Below are 15833 nucleotides of genomic sequence, written 5' to 3' on the forward strand. Positions count from 1 at the left end.
CGCTCGTCAACCAGGGTTGACAGGCGGGGAGTTGTCAACGTATGTTGACGGCATGAGTCAGGCGACAGAACTAGCGGCGGCAGCCGGCAGCACCGACCCCCGGGTCGGGCTGCGCGCCGTCCGCGCGCTACGCCGGCTTCTCGAGCGGCTCGAGGTGGTCCAGGTCGACAACGCCCGACGGCAGGGCTGGTCCTGGCAGGAGATCGCCGACACGCTCGAGGTCAGCCGGCAGGCAGTGCACAAGAAGCACGCCGGGCGACCGGCGGTCAACTCATCCTGGGAGGCGTGATGTTCGAACGGTTCACCGACCGGGCACGCGACGTGGTGCGACGGGCGCTGGAGGAGGCGCGGGTCGAGGGCCAACGCCCGGTCGGCACCGAGCACCTGCTGCTCGCCCTGCTCGCCGACGACGCCGGGCTGGCCAGTCGGGTGCTCGCCGACGCCGGGGTACGCGCCGACGACCTGCGCGAACGCGTCCGCCGGCACACAGTCAGCGGCGGCGCCGGCCTCGGCGACGCGGACGCGGCGGCCCTGCGGGAGATCGGCATCGACCTGGCCGCGATCGTGGCCCGCATCGAGCAGTCCTTCGGACCGGACGCGCTACGGGAGGCGGTGCCGGCGCCGCGTCGCCGCTGGGGGCGTAAGCGTTACCTCGGCGGCCCGTTCTCGCCCCGCTCCAAGAAGGCGCTGGAGCTGTCCCTGCGGGAGGCCCTGCGACTGCGACACAAACACATCGGCACCGAGCACATCCTGCTCGGGGTGCTCCGGGAGGGCCACGGGCTGGGAGCGGTGGTGCTCACCGAGTCCGGGGTCGACCTCGATGATCTGCGCCGACGGGTGGAGATCGCCTTGCGGGCGGCGGCCTGACGGGCAGGAGCATTCTGAAACCTGTCTGTGGCACTTCCGACGCCACGTCGCCGCCGGGTCGCTGAAGCCGTCCGGGTGCTGCACACTGACGCCGTGGATGCTGGACAGGACAGGCGGCCCGCTGGCGGCGACGGCGGGTTGCGCTCCGCCGTGGTGGTGAACCCGTCGAAGGTCGACGATCTCGACGAGCTGCGCCGCACCGTCGACGACGCCCTCGCCGCGGCCGGCTGGCCCGAGCCGCAGTGGTACGAGACGACTGTCGAAGACCCCGGTCGGGGCCAGACCGAAGAGGCCGTCAAGGCCGGCGTCGACCTGGTCTTCGCCTGCGGCGGCGACGGCACCGTGATGGCCTGCGTCAGTGGGTTGGTCGGCACCGACGTGGCCCTCGCCGTGCTGCCGCAGGGCACCGGCAACCTGCTCGCCGCCAACCTGGGGCTCTCCACCGATCTGGCCGCCGGGCTCCAGGTCGCCGTTGAACGCGGCCGGCGACTGCTCGACGTCGGCGCGGTGGAGGACAAGTACTTCACAGTGATGGCCGGCATGGGCTTCGACGCCCAGATGCTCGAAGCCACAAACGAGACGACAAAGGCTCGTATCGGCTGGCCCGCGTACGTGGTGGGCGCCGTCCGCCACCTGCGGGACCGGCCGATGCGGGTGCAGATCCGCATCGACGACCGGCCGGCGGTGCGCCGCCGGGCCCGTTCGGTCCTGATCGCCAACGTGGGCCGGCTGCAGGGCGGAGTGACACTGCTGACCGAGGCCGAGCCGGACGACGGCTGGCTCGACGTCGCCGTGCTCACCCCCCGAAACCTGCGGCACTGGCTCGCGCTCGGTTGGGCGGTGATCCGCCGCAGCGGCCAGGTGCCGCAGTTGGAGGTGTTCCGGGGTCGGCGCGTGGTGGTCAGCAGCAACCGGGCGCAGCCTCGGGAGTTGGACGGCGACCTGATCTCCCCGGGGCGGCAACTGCGGGCGGAGATCCGACCCCAGGCGCTCTGGCTCTGCGTTCCGCAGCCCGAAGGCGCCCCCGACCTGGCCGTTGACGCGCAAGGCGCCGGGGAGCGGGGCGAGCAGCTGATCGAGGAAGCGCGCCGTGAGTAGCACCCGGATCGTGCCGGAGACCCGGCTGATGGCCGACGAGGAGCTGTCCGCCGACGACGCCTGGCACACACTGCGCCGGCAGGGCGGCTGGCACCTGCTGCGGGACGCGTTCATCCGGTTCCGCTACGGCGACGGGTTCAGCCACTCCCGGGCCTTCGCGCTGCAACTCTGCCTCGCCGTGGTGCCGTTCCTGATCGCCCTCACCGGGCTGATCAGCGAGCTGGGCGTCCGGGAGGGCGGCCAGGTGGTCGCCGACACCGTCCTGGCGCTCACCCCCGGCCAGAGCGAGCAGGTGGTCTCCGAGCTGCTCGGTGAGGGCGAACGCGTCGAGGACGCCGGCGAGCTGGCGCTCACCCTCGGTCTGCTCACCGGCCTGTTCGCGCTCACCACCACGATGGCCCAGATCGAGCGGGGCGCCAACCGCATCTACGGCGTCGAGCGGGACCGTCCGGCGTTGCGCAAATACCTGCGGGCCGCCGTGCTGGCCGTCACCGCCGGCCTGCCCGCCCTCGCCGGCTTCCTGATCCTGGTCGGCGGCGGCGCGATCGGCGACTCGGTGCGCGAACACTACGAGTGGGGCGCGCTCGCCAACGGCATCTGGGACGTGATCCGCTTCCCGCTGAGCCTCGGGTTGACCATCGTCGCCGTCGCCGTGCTGTTCCGACACGCGCCGCGCCGCAACCAGCCCGGCCTGTCCTGGCTGTTCTTCGGAGCCGGCATCGCCACCGCGCTGTGGTGGCTGGCCAGCCTGCTGCTCGCCGCGTACGTGCGGTTCAGTGACGGTTTCGGGCAGACCTACGGCGCCCTGACCGGCATGATGGCGCTGCTGCTCTGGGCCAACCTGACCGGGATGGCGCTCTTCGGCGGGCTGTCCTTCGCCGCGCAACTGGAGGCGCTGCGCATCGGTGTGCGGGAGCCCGCCCAACCGGATCTGTGGGAGCCCGACCCGGACCGCGCCGAGCTGTACGACACCGGGGACATGTCGGCGCTCTAGCGCTGTGGCGTGTACGACGGACGCAGATCGGGTAAAGCGCCTCGCCAGACAGGAAAGGGAGGTGCGGGGTGGCCGCGGTCAAAGAGGTGGCGCACCGTCCGGTCGGTCATTTCGCCGAACGGAGCATTGCCGGTCTGGTGGCCGTCACCGGTGCCGGGGTGGCCTTCGGGCTGCTGTTGTTGCTCGTCCGGGTGCAGTGGAGCCCGTTGCAGGACGTCGACCACGGGCTCGCCGAGTGGTTCAACGGGCTCGTCGCCCCGCACCACGCGCTGGTCACCGTGCTCCAGGCGGTGACGGACCTGGGCGGTCGGCCGATCCTCATCTGGCTGGTCACCATCGCCGTGGTCGGTCTGCTGATCCGGCGGCAGCCCCGACTCGCCGTTTATCTGATCATCACGGGGGTCGGTGGCCTGATCCTCGACCCGTCACTGAAGACGCTTGTCGGCCGGCTCCGCCCGGTGGTGGACGTGCCGATCGCCAGCGCACCCGGCAACAGCTTCCCGAGCGGGCACGCGCTCGGCTCGTTCGTCGCGTACGGAGCGCTGCTGCTGGTGTTCCTGCCGGCGATGGCACCCCGCTGGCGCAAGCCGGCCATCGTGGGCGTCGGTGTGCTGGTGGCGCTGGTCGGGCTGACCCGGATCGCGCTGGGCGTGCACTTCGTCTCCGACGTGCTGGCCGCCTGGCTGCTCGGGGCCGCCTGGCTGGGCGTCACCGCGTACGCCTTCCGCCTGTGGCGGCGGGAGCGGGGTAAGCCGGTGCCGCCGCTGACCGAGGGCCTGGAGCCGGAGGCGGGGCACGACATCGCCCCCGCCCCGGCCGAGGAACACGTGCTGGCTCATCCCCGCTCGGCGGTGGCCGAGCTGCTGGTCGGCTGGGTGATCGTGTTCGGCGCGCTGTACGGCTTCGGCACGTACGTCAGCTACCACGCCAAGGGCACCTTCTTCGACACCCTCGACACCAAGGTGCCGCAGTGGTTCGCCGAACGGCACACCGAGGTGCTGACCGACGTCAGCTGGTGGTGGAGCAAGTTCGGTGACACCCACGCCATCCTGCTGATCTCGCTGGTGTTCTGCCCGCTGGTGCTGGCGGTGTGGCGGCGCTGGCGCCCGGTGCTCTTCGTGGCGCTGGCGATGGTGGGGGAGTTGACGCTCTTCCTCGCGTCGGCCCGCGCGGTCGACCGGCCGCGTCCGCCGGTGGAGAACCTGGACGGGCAGATGCCCACCTCGTCGTTCCCGTCCGGGCACATCGCGGCCACGATCTGCGTCTGGCTGGCGATCACCCTCATCGTGTTCCCGCGTACCGACCGGTGGTGGCGCTGGATCTTCGTGGGGCTGGCCGTGATCATGCCGGTCGGGGTGGCCACGTCCCGGATGTACCGGGGGATGCACCACCCCACCGACTTCATGGGCGCGATCCTGCTCTCCGCGCTCTGGATCGGCTTGCTCTACCTGGTGATCCGACCGAACGAGGACCTGAAGGAAGGCAACCAACCGGCCATCGAGTCGGAGGACGTGGACACCCTCGACGACGAGCTGGCGCGGGCCGGCAGAGCTGACTGAGTGCCGTCGTGCTGCGGGTGATGACCTGGAACATCCGCACCGGCGGCCGGGACCGTGGCGGCCTCGACCGGCTGGATCAGGTGGTTCAGGTCATCGACGAGCAGGCACCGGACGTGCTGGCCCTGCAGGAGTTGCGAGGCTTCGACAGGGACGGCTTGATGGCCGGCGTGGCGGGCCGGGTGGGGATGGTTCCCCACCTGGCCCGGTCCTGCTTCGGGCAGCCGGTGGCGGTGCTGGTCCGGCCGCCGTACCGGGTCGTCGACGCGAGGCCGGTGCGTCGGCCGTTCCACCATGCCGCCGCCCGCGTCGTGATGGCCACGTCGGCCGGCCCGCTCACTGTGCTGGGCACCCACCTCTACCCGTACTCCGGGGGTCGGCGGCGGATGGAGGTGGACTGGTTGATCGCCGCGATGCGCCGCGACCAGGGGCCGTTGACGTTGATCACCGGTGACCTCAACTCGCTCGATCCGACCGTCGACCACACCGACCGGCTGGCCGGTATGCCCACCCTCTACCGGCGGCGGCACCTGCGTCGCTCCGGCGACACGGTGGACACCCGGGCGGTCGCCCGGCTGCTCGCCGCCGGTCTCGTCGACCTCTGGCCGTCGGGAAACGCCGACGCGCCGGAAGCCGCTGGCTACACGGTGCCCACCGGGCTGGGTGGGGCCGAGTTCGCCGGGATGCGGTTGGACTACCTGCTCGGCAGTCCGGCGGTGGCGCAGCGGGTGCGCGACTGTCGGGTGATCCGCGACGGGGTGGCGGCCACCGCCTCCGACCACTATCCGCTGCTCGCCACGCTGGAGCTGTCTCCCGGCTGACGCGGACGGCCGGCCGGGTGCTGCGACTGCTCCACCGACTGCTGCTGCGCCCGCTGCTGTCCGGAGTCCGGTGGGTCTGGTCGGTGACGGTCGTGCCGGTGGCGCGAGGGCTCAGAGCACCAGATTCAACAGGACGGTCAGCACCACCGACGCCACGATCGAGAAGAGGATCATCAGGAGGCAGCCGAGGCCACCGCCGAGCGGGCGGATCTCCGTGTTGCCGAAGCGCATGATGGTCACCTGTCCGTGAGTGCGGGATGAGGGGCGAGCAGGTGCCGGATCGCGTCAGCGACGGCAGTCGGAGCGGTCGTGACCACGTTGTGCGCGGCACCGGGAACGACCACCAGGGACGCCTGCGGCACCAGCCGTGTCGCCTCGTCCCGCCACCGCTGCGGTACGACCGTGTCGCGATCGCCGGCCACGACGACGGTCGGCGCGGTGACGCGGACGAGGTCCGCCTCGACGGCGTTGTGCACCGAGTGCGACAGCGTCGCGAGGACCCGCCAGGGCCGGGCGTTCCAGACGTCGCGCACCAGGATCGGGGCCTGGAGTGGCGCTTCGTGGAGGCTGTCCACCAGCCACCGACCGAACTGTCCCCGCCGGGTTCGGGCCGCCGGGTCGCTCGTCGGTCCCGCCAACGCCAGCGCGCGTACCGCATCGGGGTGAAGCGCGGCGACCGCGGCGACCACCTCCGCGCCGAACGAGTGCCCCAGCAGACAGGCCGGAGGCAATTGGTACGCGGCCAGCCAGGCGGCCAGGTGCTCCGCGTGCCGGCGAACGTCGTACGCGCCTCGGGGGTGTTCGGTCAGCCCGAAGCCGGGCAGGTCCGGCACGTACACCTGATGGGTGGTGGAGAGCGCGACGGCCAGCGGGGTGAGATACCGGTGCGAGACGGCCAGGCCGTGCACCAGCACCACGGGTGGCGTGCCGGTCCCCGGGTCGGCGCTGCGGCGGGTGTGGGTGCGCAGTCCGTCGACGAGTCGCCACTCGCTGGTGAGGCCTGCGGCTGGCCGGGGCGCGGCCATGGCGAGCCGCAACTCGGCCGGCCCGAACCGGCCGAGGGCGCTGCGGTGGGTCGACCCGGGCCTCCGGGGTGCCGCGCCTTGGCTCACAGTTCGCGCAACCGGGGCAGCAGCTGCTCCTGGGCCCAGTCCAGGAACATCGGCTGGCTCTCCCCACCCACCTGGATGATCGCCACGTGCGTGAAGCCGGCGTCGACGAACTTGCGGAACGCCTCGACGTGCGCGTCCACGTCCGGGCCGCAGGAGATGCCCTCGGCGACGTCCTCCTCACGGACGAACTGGGTGGCGGCGGCGAACGACTCCGGGCCGGGCAGGTCGGCGTTGACCTTCCAACCCATTCCGAACCAGCGGAACTGGTCGTGCACGATCTTGCGGCACTCCGCCTCGTCGGGGCCGTAGCAGATGGCCACCTGGCCGTAGCGGGGCTGGCCGGCGCCCCCGGCATCGTCGTACATCTCGATGATGTGCCGGTCCGGTTCGGTGGAGATGAGGCCGTTGCCGTACTCGGCGGCCAACGTCGCGGACTGTCGACCGGACGCGGCGACGGCCATCGGCACCGGCCGTTCCGGGCGGTCCCAGACGTAGGCGTCGGGCACGTCGAAGTGGTTGCCGGAGAAGGTCAGCGTCTCGCCGTTGAGCAACGGCCTGATGATCTGCAACGCCTCCTCGAACATCTCGTGCCGCTGCTGCACGTGCGGCCAGCCGCCGACCACGTGCTCGTTCAGGTTCTCCCCGGCACCCAGGCCGAGGGTGAACCGGCCGTCGGAGAGCGCGCCGATGGTGCTGGCCTTCTGCGCCACCACGGCCGGGTGGTAGCGGCGGATCGGGCAGGTCACGAATGACATCAGCTCCGCGCGGGAGGTGGCGTGGGCGACAGCGCCGAGCACCGACCAGGCGTACGGGGAGTGGCCCTGGGAGTCCAGCCACGGGTAGTAGTGGTCGGACACCACCAGTTGGTCGAAGCCAGCCGCCTCAGCCCGTACCGCATGGTCCACCAGCTGCTTGGGCCCGGCCTGCTCGCTCATCAGGGTGTAGCCGACGCTGACCATCCTGGTATCCCCTCTCACTGACGGATCGTTCCCGGGATACCCCGGTGCACGGCGGTCAACCCTCCCGTCCGGTTCGGTTGCCGCGATGCTTGACGGGAGCCGACCGCCTGCCTACCGTCGCTCTTAACCGGTTAAGACCCGGGTGTGGCGCACATCCTGTGGTGGGGATGACCGCCCCGTGACGGCCCGCGTCCGCGTGGGCCGTTGCGGCTGTCCGGGCTGCGGGCCCGTCAACTGAACCGGTTGCGAGGACCAATCCATCGTCCTACGCTGATGCCTGCGCCGGGAGCCGGGCGCGGCTGCCGGGCTGCAGCCGCCTTCCCCGTCACGTCCCCACCCCTGTCGGGCACCGGGGGTCCTCCCTGAGGAAGGCCATGAAGACTCGACTCTCCGCCGCCGGCGCGACACTGCTCGCGTTGCTCGTCACCGTGCTGGCATTCGGCCAGCCGGCACACGCCGCGGCTGGGTTCTCCGTCGCTGGCGGCAAGTTGTACGACGCCAACGGCGCCGAATTCATCATGCGCGGCGTCAACCACGCGCACACCTGGTACCCGCAGCAGACCAGCTCGTTCGCCGACGTCAAGGCGCTCGGCGCGAACACCGTGCGGGTGGTGCTCTCCAGCGGCGACCGGTGGACCCGCAACACCAACGCCGACGTCGCCAACGTCATCTCGCTCTGCAAGGCCAACCGGCTGATCTGCGTGCTGGAGGTGCACGACACCACCGGGTACGGCGAGCAGAGCGGCGCGATCACCCTCGACCGCGCCGTCGACTACTGGCTCAGCCTCGCCGACGTCCTCGCCGGCCAGGAGAGGTACGTCCTCGTCAACATCGGCAATGAGCCGTACGGCAACCAGAACTACGGCTCGTGGGCCACCGACAACGCCAACGCGATCAAGCGGCTGCGGGCCGGCGGGTTGACCCACACGATCATGGTGGACGCGCCGAACTGGGGGCAGGACTGGTCGTTCACCATGCGCGACAACGCCGCGTCGGTCTTCGCCGCCGACCCGGCCCGCAACACGGTGTTCTCCATCCACATGTACGGGGTCTTCGACACCGCCGCGGAGATCAGCGACTACCTGGGCCGGTTCCGCACGGCGGGGCTGCCCATCGTGGTCGGTGAGTTCGGCTTCAACCACTCCGACGGCAACCCGGACGAGGACGCCATCCTCGCGTACAGCCAGGCCAACGGGATCGGCTGGCTGGGCTGGTCGTGGAGCGGCAACGGCGGCGGCGTCGAGTATCTCGACCTGGCCACCAACTTCAATCCGGCGAGCCTGACCGACTGGGGTCAGCGCCTCTTCAACGGGGTCAACGGCATCCGGCAGACCGCCCGCGAGGCCACCGTCTTCGGCGGCACCCCACCGCCGACGACGCCCCCGCCGACCACCCCACCCCCGACGACGCCCCCGCCGACCACGCCGCCCCCCAGCGGTGGCTGCACGGCGACGTACACGGTGACCAACCAGTGGCAGGGCGGCTTCCAGGGTGAGGTACGGGTGACCGCCGGCGCGAGGGCGATCACCGGCTGGACCGCCGGGTGGACCTTCGCCAACGGCCAGCGCGTCACCCAGTCCTGGAATGTGGCGCTCACCAGCAGCGGAACCACGGTGACCGCCCGCAACACGGACTACAACGGACGACTGGCCCCCGGGGCCAGCGCCAGCTTCGGCTTCCTCGGCAGTTGGAGCGGCACCAACAGCCTGCCGGCGGTGAGCTGCACGGCGAGCTGACCGTCGGACCGGTGGCCGGGCCCGCACCGGGCCCGGCCACCGGAAACCGTCCCGGTCAGTGCTCCCCGGCGAGGTTCACGATGACCACCCCGGCGATGATCAGTGCGATGCCGGTGAGCTTGGCGAGCCCCACCGACTCACCCAGGAAAACCGCCCCGATCGCCACGATGGCCGCGGTGCCCAGACCCGACCAGAGGGCGTACGCCACCCCGACGGGGATCTCCTTGACGGCCTGGGCCAGCAGGAGGAACGCCAGCGCGTAGCCGCCGAGGCACGCCACCGTCGGCCAGAGCCGACTGAACCCGGCGGTGCTCTTGATCAGGCTGGTCGCCACCACCTCGGCGAGAATGGCGATCCCCAGCAGCACGTACGCCATGCGTCCCCTCGGTCCTCCGTGATCGATGAGCCCATCGCCACCCAGGCTAGTGCCGGCGAGGTCCCCGCCCGGCGGGCCCGTGCACGTGACGTCCGCGCACCCCCCGGCACCTACCACCGAATGCCTTTGGAGCTGATGCCACAAACGAATCGGCCACATGGCGCCGGGCCGCGCCGGGCCGCGCCGGGCCGCCGCGCAGGGCCGCCGCGCAGGGCCGCCGCGCCGGGCCGCCGCGCAGGGCCGCCGCGCCGCCGGGCGGCGTCGCCCCGGCGCTCAGGCCATGGATGAATCGTTTACGGCATCAACTCCAAAGGCGTCCCCGCACACACCCGCCCGCTGATCCGCGTCGAGTGAGGGGCGCTGGCTCGCCCGTTGGTCCCGGCCAAGCCGGCGACGCCGGTAGGGGCGTGCGAAGGAGCCGGCAGGGTAGATCTTGGACACTTTCCGTTTCGTGCTGACGGAAACTGTCCAAGATTGCCAGCCGTGGTGCGTGAGGCTGCTGCCGTCGCACCCAAACGGGCTCTCGTCACGGCGACCACCCGCGAGGCGGGCAGTCCCCGGGCTGGGCGGCCAGTCGGGCTGCTCGCATCGTCAGGTAGAGCTGCTCGGGGCGGCTGCTCGTGCGGGCGGCGGCGATCCGATAGTCGGCGACCGCGCGGGCCTGGTCACCGGCCATCTCATGCAGGTGGGCGCGGGCGGCGGCCAGCCGGTGGTGTCCGGCCAACTGCGGGTCGTCTGTCAACGCGTCGAGGGCAGCCAGGCCGGCGGCTGGTCCGTGCACCATGGCAGTTGCCACGGCCCGGTTGAGGGCCACCACAGGGCTGGCGGCCAAGCGTTCCAGCACCTCGTACAGCGCCAGGATCTGCGGCCAGTCGGTCTGCTCGGTGCTCGGCGCCTCGTCGTGCAGGGCGGCGATGGCGGCCTGCACCTGGTACGGACCGACCGGCCCGCGCGGTAGGGCCCGGGTGACCAGTGCGACGCCTTCGGCGATCGCCGTCGCGTCCCATCGGCTGCGGTCCTGATCGGCGAGCGAGATCAGCTCGCCGGAGGGCCCGGTCCGCGCCGGTCCACGGGCCTCGGTGAGCAGCATCAACGCCAGCAGCCCGGCTGATTCGCTGTCGTTCGGCAGCAGCGTGTGCAGCGCGCGGGTCAGCCGGATCGCCTCCGCCGCGAGGTCGACGCGACGCAGGTCCGGGCCGGTGGTGCTGGTGTGGCCCTCGGTGAAGACCAGGTAGAGCACCTGTCGTACGGCGACCAACCGGTCCGCCCGATCCGCCGGCTCGGGCATCCGGAACGGCAGCCCGGATACCCGGATGCGGTGCTTGGCCCGGCTGATCCGCTGCGCCATCGTCGCCTCGGGCACCAGGAACGCGCGGGCGATCTCGGCGGTGCTCAACCCACCGACGGCGCGCAGGGTCAGCGCCACCGCCGATGTCGGCGCGAGCGCCGGGTGACAGCAGAGGAAGAGCAGCACCAGCGTGTCGTCCCGCTCGGCGGTCAATTCCTCGTCCGGGGCTGGCGAGTACCGCTGGTCGTCCGGATCCCGGCGGGCGACCAGGTCCTCCCGGCGGCGTCGGGCCTGCTCACCGCGGACTAGCTCGATCATCCGCCGGTAGCCGACCTGGATCAGCCAGCCACGGGGGTTCGCCGGCAGTCCCTCGGCCGGCCACTGGGTGGCGGCGGCCAGCAGCGCCTCCTGCACCGCGTCCTCAGCGGTGGCGAAGTCACCGAAGCGGCGGCTGAGCACGCCGAGGACCTGCGGCGCCAACTCGCGCAGCAGGTCCTCGATGCGGGGATCGGTGTTCAGCCCTCACAGCTCCTGTGCCGGGGCGGACATCACCGGGTGCACCTCGATCGGCATGTTCAGCGGACGACCACCGGGGCCGGGCGCCGTGGAGATGTGCGCGGCCACCTCCACGGCCCGCTGCGGGCTCTCGCAGTCGACGATCCAGAAGCCGGCCAGGAACTCCTTGGTCTCGGCGAACGGCCCCTCGGTGACCACCGGTGCCCCGCCCTCACCGGCGCGGACGATCCGGGCCTGCTGCGGGCCGCCGAGGCCCTGCCCGTCGACCCACTCACCGGCGGCGGTGAGCTTGGCGTTGACCTCGCCCATGAACGCGATGTGCGCCCGGACCTCGTCCTGGGTCCAGGTGTCGATGCTCGGGAAGTCGGTCCCGGCGGCGCTGAACTGCATCAGCAGCATGTACTTCATTGTTGGCTCCTCACGCCTGGGCACCGTCGTCGGTGCTCTCACCCTGAGGTAGAAGCCGGCCCCGCCGTTCTCGACACCCCGAGCAAAGAAATTTCTAGCCGACGGCGTCGACCTCCAGCACCAGGCTCTGCTCCGGGTGCAGGGCGGGCAGTTGCACACCCACCCGGGCCAGCGCCGCCCCGCTGACTGTGAGACCACCCGCCAGCCAGGTGGGCGGGGACAGGTCGATGCTCGCCGGGCCCGGTACGCCCGACACCTGTCGCACCCGGTATCGCCGGCCGGGGTCGAGGCCGGGCAGTCGCACGGCGCCGGGCACCTGCGTCACCGATGTGGTCAGCCGGGCCACCGCGTACACCGCTCGGGTGTTGTCGTGGGCGACCACGCCGTGCGCCCAGACGGCCGGGTCGGGGTGGTCGACCCGGACCACCCGACCAGCGTGCAGCAGCGGGCGCAGCCGTTTGTGCAGCGCCACCCAGGCGGCCAGCTCGGTCTGCTCGGCAGCGCTGATCGAGGCGATGTCCCACTCGATGCCGTGGTGGCCGAAGAGCGCGGTCGCCGCCCGGAAACCCAGGTCGTGTACGCGGTTGGTGGTGTGCGAGCGTTCCGGGCCGATGTGGGTGCCGATCAGCTCCGGTGGCAGCAGCAGCCCCGTCCAGCGCTGGATGCTGAGCCGCTCCAGGGCGTCGTTGCAGTCGCTGGCCCAGACCCGGTCGGTACGCGCCAGGATGGCGAGGTCCACCCGGGCTCCGCCGGACGAGCAGCTCTCGATCTCGACGCCCGGGTGCCGAGCGCGCAACTCGTCGAAGAGCCGGTAGACCGCCAGGGTCTGCCCGTGCACCCCGGGGAGGCCGTGGTGCCCGGCCTCGGTGAGGTCCCGGTTCTGGTCCCACTTGAGGTACCGGATGCCGGGGTGGTCGGTGAGCAGCGTGTCGAGACGTTCCCGCACGTAGTCGTACGCCTCGGGGCGGCCCAGGTCGAGCACCTGCTGGTGACGCCAGGCCGGCGGCAGCCGCCCCGGCACGGCGAGCACCCAGTCGGGGTGCGCGCGGAACAGGTCCGAGTCGGGGTTGACCATCTCCGGCTCGACCCAGAGGCCGAACTGAAGGCCCTGGCCGGTGACGTGCTCGATCAGCGGTTGCAGGCCGTCCGGCCAGACACCCTCGTCGACGTACCAGTCGCCGAGCCCGGCGGTGTCGTCGCGCCGGCCGCGGAACCAACCGTCGTCGAGTACGAACCGCTCCACGCCGATCTGCGCGGCCCGGTCGGCGAGCGCCCGCAGCCGGTCCAGGTCGTGGTCGAAGTAGACCGCCTCCCAGACGTTGAGGGTCACCGGACGGGGGGAGCGCGGGTGCCCGGTGCGGGCCCGGAGGTGGGTGTGCAGCACGTCGCTGAGCCCGTCCAGCCCGGTGTCGGACCAGACCGCGTAGAGCAGGGGAGTCTCGTACGACTCGCCAGGACCGAGCCGGACCTCTCCGGGGGCCAGCAGCTCGCCGCCGCCCACTGTGGACTCGCCGGTGGGCCGACGTTCGGCGAACGTGACGTGGTCGCCGCTCCAGGCGGTGTGCACCGCCCAGACCTCCCCATGGCCGAAGCCGAACCCGGCGGTCCCGGCCACCAGCAGCAGAGTGGCGTCGTGCCCGGTACGGCCGCGCCGGCCCTCGCGGACCCAGGTGCCGTGCTGCCACGGGTGCCGCTGCGGGGACCGTTCCCGACACCATCGGCCGGTCAGATCGAGCAGCTCGGTGGCGACCGCCGGCACCGGCAGCGCCGATGTCAGCTCCCGCAGCTCGTACGCGCTGTCGCCGTCGTTGCGCAGCCGGTGCCGAACGGTCAGCAGGCCGTACGGGTCGAGCGTGATCTCGATGGTCAGGGCCAGCCTGGCGGCCGGGTCCGACGCCCGCACGATCAGCAGCGCCCCGCCCGGCCCGGTGTCGTGCACGTCCAACCCGTCCAGCCGGAACGCGGTGGACCAGTCTCGTCCGTCGCGGTGCCCGGCCAGACCCGGTCGGCCGCTCCAGCCGGCGCTCGCCTCCGGCAGCAGTGACAGCACTGTCGGCTCGTCGAAGCTGCTCGGCACCACCGGCGGTACCGTCGCGTCGCAGAGCTGGCGCAGGTCGTCGTCGTCGAGGGCGCCCACGTCGCCGCCCCAGTGCACGACCCGGGGCAGCCCCGGGCCGCGCGCGTCGAGCACCAGGCTGGTCCGCGCCCGGCGCAGGTGCAGGATCGTCATCCTTTGGATGCTCCCAAGGTCAGGCCCCGAACGAAGTGCCGCTGGAGCATAAAGAAGATCACCAGGGTGGGGATCGCGACGAGCACGCTGCCCGCGGAGACCAGGTTGTTGTCGGTGAAGAACTCACCGCGCAGGTTGTTGAGCGAGCTGGTCACCGGGAACTTGTCGCCGGTGCGCATGAGGACGGTGGCCCAGAAGAACTCGTTGTAGATCCAGGTCACCTCCAGCGTCGCCAGCGCGGCCAGGGCCGGCCGACACAGCGGCATGGTGACCTGCCAGTACTGTCGCCAGATGCTCGCCCCGTCGACCATCGCCGCCTCGTACAGGTCGCGGGGCAGCGCCTTCATGTAGTTGCTGAGCACGAAGACACAGAAACCGCACTGGAAGGCCACGTTGATCAGGATCAGGCCCCAGTAGCTGTCGTAGAGCAGCTCCGAGTCGCTCATGAACTCCGGCAGCGGCACCTCGGTGAACAGTCGGAACAGCGGGATGAGCAGCGCCTGCTGGGGCAGCAGGTTGGCCGCGGTGAAGACCCCGAGCAGGACGAGGTTGAGCTTCCAACTGAACCGGGCGATGACGAACGCCACGCAGGACGCGAGGAAGAGGGTCAGCAGCACCGCCGGCACGGTGATGTAGACCGAGTTGAGGAAGTGCTGTCCGAACTCCGCCGTCCGCCAGGCGGTGACGTAGTTGTCGAAGGTCCAGCCGCCGAACGAGACGTAGCCGTTCGCGGCGGTGTAGTCGTACGAGCGCAGCGAGGTCAGCACCGCCCAGGCGATCGGGAAGAGCCAGGCCAGCGAGACGACGATGAGGAAGCCGTGCAGCAGGATCCGTAACGGGGTCAGCTTGCGGCGGGGCGGCGGCGCGTCGGCCCCGCCCTCGGTACGCCGGGTGACGGTCGCGGTGCTCATTGCCGGTTCTCCCTCATCACGGTCGCCAGGTAGATGGTGATGAAGACCAGCGAGACGACCAGCATGATCGTCGCCAGTGCCGAGCCGAAGCCGATCCGGCTCGCCTCACCCACCACGTTCTGGGTGACCAGCGCGGAGATCAGCTCCAACCCGTTACGGCCCTTGTTGACCACCCAGACCAGGTCGAACGCGCGCAGCGACTCGATCACGGTCACCACCAGCACGATGATGTTGATGGGCCGCATGACCGGGAACACGACGCGGAAGAACGTCCTGCGCTCCGAGGCGCCGTCGACCGCCGCGGCCTCGCGCAGCGACGGATCGACGCCCTTCAGGCCGGCCAGGTAGAGCAGCATGATGTACCCGACGTGCCGCCACCCGGAGGCGACCATCACCGCCCAGATGTTGACGTTCGAGTCGCCGTACCAGTCGATGCTGCTGCCGAAGACGGCGTTGATCAGCCCCTGGTCGCGGGAGTAGAGCAGCTGCCAGACGAAGCCGATCAGCGCCAACGAGAGCACCACCGGCAGGTAGAGCGCGGTCTGGTAGAAGCGGCTGCCGCGCAGTTCCTTGTCCAACAGCACGGCCAGGAACATGCCGAACGGGGTGGCGACCACGAACAGCGACGCCAGCCAGAGCAGGTTGTGCTGGATCGCCGGCACGAACGGCGGGTAGATGTTCACCACGTCGCTGTAGTTGCGGGCGCCGACGAACTCGATCTCGTTGAGTGGGCCGATGCCGTCCCAGTTGGTGCCGGAGAGCAGCACTGTGGCTGCCGCCGGCAACCAGACGAACCCGGTGACGAGCAGCAGTGGGACGAGCACCATCAGCGTGATGACCACGCGGTCGGTGCGGGACAAGAGCCGTAGCCGCCGACGACGACCACCCGTGGAGGTGGTCGTGGCCGGCGGCGGCACGGCGCGATCCGCTTGGATCAGGGGCAGGTCGGACACGATGTCCT

Annotated in this window: 16 protein-coding genes; 7 read left to right on the plus strand and 9 right to left on the minus strand. The window is 71.2% G+C overall.

Annotation, left to right across the window (positions count from 1 at the left end):
- Positions 1 to 52: 52 nt before the first annotated feature.
- From ACLQ3F_RS02660 to ACLQ3F_RS02685, 6 genes are all read left to right on the plus strand, one after another.
- Entirely contained in the window at positions 53 to 289 is a 237-nt protein-coding gene (locus tag ACLQ3F_RS02660; protein ID WP_030336062.1) for an HTH domain-containing protein, read from the plus strand.
- Positions 289 to 867 (plus strand): Clp protease N-terminal domain-containing protein, encoded by a 579-nt coding sequence (locus tag ACLQ3F_RS02665; RefSeq protein ID WP_357204523.1) that lies wholly within the window; start codon positions 289 to 291, stop codon positions 865 to 867. Before ACLQ3F_RS02660 ends, ACLQ3F_RS02665 begins: the two co-directional genes overlap by 1 nt.
- 93 nt (positions 868 to 960) lie before the next feature.
- The gene (locus ACLQ3F_RS02670; RefSeq protein WP_393225581.1) at positions 961 to 1965 is read left to right on the plus strand and encodes a diacylglycerol/lipid kinase family protein; all 1005 of its coding nucleotides are present in this window, start codon (positions 961 to 963) and stop codon (positions 1963 to 1965) included.
- Positions 1958 to 2959 carry a YihY/virulence factor BrkB family protein gene (locus ACLQ3F_RS02675; protein ID WP_425845628.1) on the plus strand — a complete coding sequence of 334 codons (1002 nt, stop codon included), beginning with the start codon at positions 1958 to 1960 and terminating at the stop codon, positions 2957 to 2959. Before ACLQ3F_RS02670 ends, ACLQ3F_RS02675 begins: the two co-directional genes overlap by 8 nt.
- Before the next feature lie 68 nt (positions 2960 to 3027).
- Positions 3028 to 4518 carry a phosphatase PAP2 family protein gene (locus tag ACLQ3F_RS02680; RefSeq protein WP_357204510.1) on the plus strand — a complete coding sequence of 497 codons (1491 nt, stop codon included), beginning with the start codon at positions 3028 to 3030 and terminating at the stop codon, positions 4516 to 4518.
- An 8-nt stretch (positions 4519 to 4526) separates the two neighbouring features.
- Positions 4527 to 5336, plus strand: a complete 810-nt coding sequence (locus ACLQ3F_RS02685; RefSeq protein ID WP_425845631.1) for an endonuclease/exonuclease/phosphatase family protein — start codon at positions 4527 to 4529, stop codon at positions 5334 to 5336.
- Positions 5337 to 5447: 111 nt separating this feature from the next.
- Here ACLQ3F_RS02685 and ACLQ3F_RS02690 read toward each other — a convergent pair whose 3' ends face one another.
- Genes ACLQ3F_RS02690 through ACLQ3F_RS02700 form a run of 3 tightly spaced genes read right to left on the minus strand, consistent with a single transcriptional unit; the run spans position 5448 to position 7407 of the window.
- The gene (locus ACLQ3F_RS02690) at positions 5448 to 5576 is read right to left on the minus strand and encodes a hypothetical protein (RefSeq protein WP_256443305.1); all 129 of its coding nucleotides are present in this window, start codon (positions 5574 to 5576) and stop codon (positions 5448 to 5450) included.
- Positions 5573 to 6448, minus strand: a complete 876-nt coding sequence (locus ACLQ3F_RS02695) for an alpha/beta fold hydrolase (RefSeq protein WP_425845633.1) — start codon at positions 6446 to 6448, stop codon at positions 5573 to 5575. The genes ACLQ3F_RS02690 and ACLQ3F_RS02695 overlap by 4 nt, the downstream gene beginning before the upstream one ends.
- A complete protein-coding gene (locus tag ACLQ3F_RS02700; protein WP_357204517.1) occupies positions 6445 to 7407 on the minus strand; it encodes a TIGR03557 family F420-dependent LLM class oxidoreductase in 963 nt (320 codons plus the stop codon). Before ACLQ3F_RS02700 ends, ACLQ3F_RS02695 begins: the two co-directional genes overlap by 4 nt.
- 374 nt (positions 7408 to 7781) lie before the next feature.
- On the opposite strand from ACLQ3F_RS02700, the gene ACLQ3F_RS02705 reads away from it, so the two are divergent.
- The gene (locus ACLQ3F_RS02705) at positions 7782 to 9143 is read left to right on the plus strand and encodes a cellulase family glycosylhydrolase (RefSeq protein ID WP_425845637.1); all 1362 of its coding nucleotides are present in this window, start codon (positions 7782 to 7784) and stop codon (positions 9141 to 9143) included.
- A 55-nt stretch (positions 9144 to 9198) separates the two neighbouring features.
- Here the strand turns inward: ACLQ3F_RS02705 and ACLQ3F_RS02710 are convergent, their stop codons facing one another.
- The 6 genes from ACLQ3F_RS02710 to ACLQ3F_RS02735 all read right to left on the minus strand — a co-directional run bounded on the left by ACLQ3F_RS02710 (position 9199) and on the right by ACLQ3F_RS02735 (position 15825).
- A complete protein-coding gene (locus ACLQ3F_RS02710) occupies positions 9199 to 9519 on the minus strand; it encodes a DMT family transporter (protein ID WP_112585076.1) in 321 nt (106 codons plus the stop codon).
- A gap of 526 nt (positions 9520 to 10045) precedes the next feature.
- The gene (locus tag ACLQ3F_RS02715) at positions 10046 to 11326 is read right to left on the minus strand and encodes an RNA polymerase sigma factor (protein WP_425846177.1); all 1281 of its coding nucleotides are present in this window, start codon (positions 11324 to 11326) and stop codon (positions 10046 to 10048) included.
- A 3-nt stretch (positions 11327 to 11329) separates the two neighbouring features.
- Positions 11330 to 11731, minus strand: a complete 402-nt coding sequence (locus ACLQ3F_RS02720) for a YciI family protein (RefSeq protein ID WP_425845639.1) — start codon at positions 11729 to 11731, stop codon at positions 11330 to 11332.
- Positions 11732 to 11825: 94 nt separating this feature from the next.
- Entirely contained in the window at positions 11826 to 13961 is a 2136-nt protein-coding gene (locus ACLQ3F_RS02725) for an alpha-galactosidase (RefSeq protein ID WP_425845641.1), read from the minus strand.
- Positions 13958 to 14872, minus strand: coding sequence for a carbohydrate ABC transporter permease (locus tag ACLQ3F_RS02730; RefSeq protein WP_355007034.1), 915 nt, complete (start codon positions 14870 to 14872; stop codon positions 13958 to 13960). Before ACLQ3F_RS02730 ends, ACLQ3F_RS02725 begins: the two co-directional genes overlap by 4 nt.
- Positions 14869 to 15825, minus strand: coding sequence for a carbohydrate ABC transporter permease (locus ACLQ3F_RS02735; protein WP_357263776.1), 957 nt, complete (start codon positions 15823 to 15825; stop codon positions 14869 to 14871). Before ACLQ3F_RS02735 ends, ACLQ3F_RS02730 begins: the two co-directional genes overlap by 4 nt.
- Positions 15826 to 15833 lie beyond the last annotated feature (8 nt).

The organism is Micromonospora sp. DT15, from assembly GCF_049841475.1.
Classification (GTDB): Bacteria; Actinomycetota; Actinomycetes; order Mycobacteriales; family Micromonosporaceae; genus Micromonospora.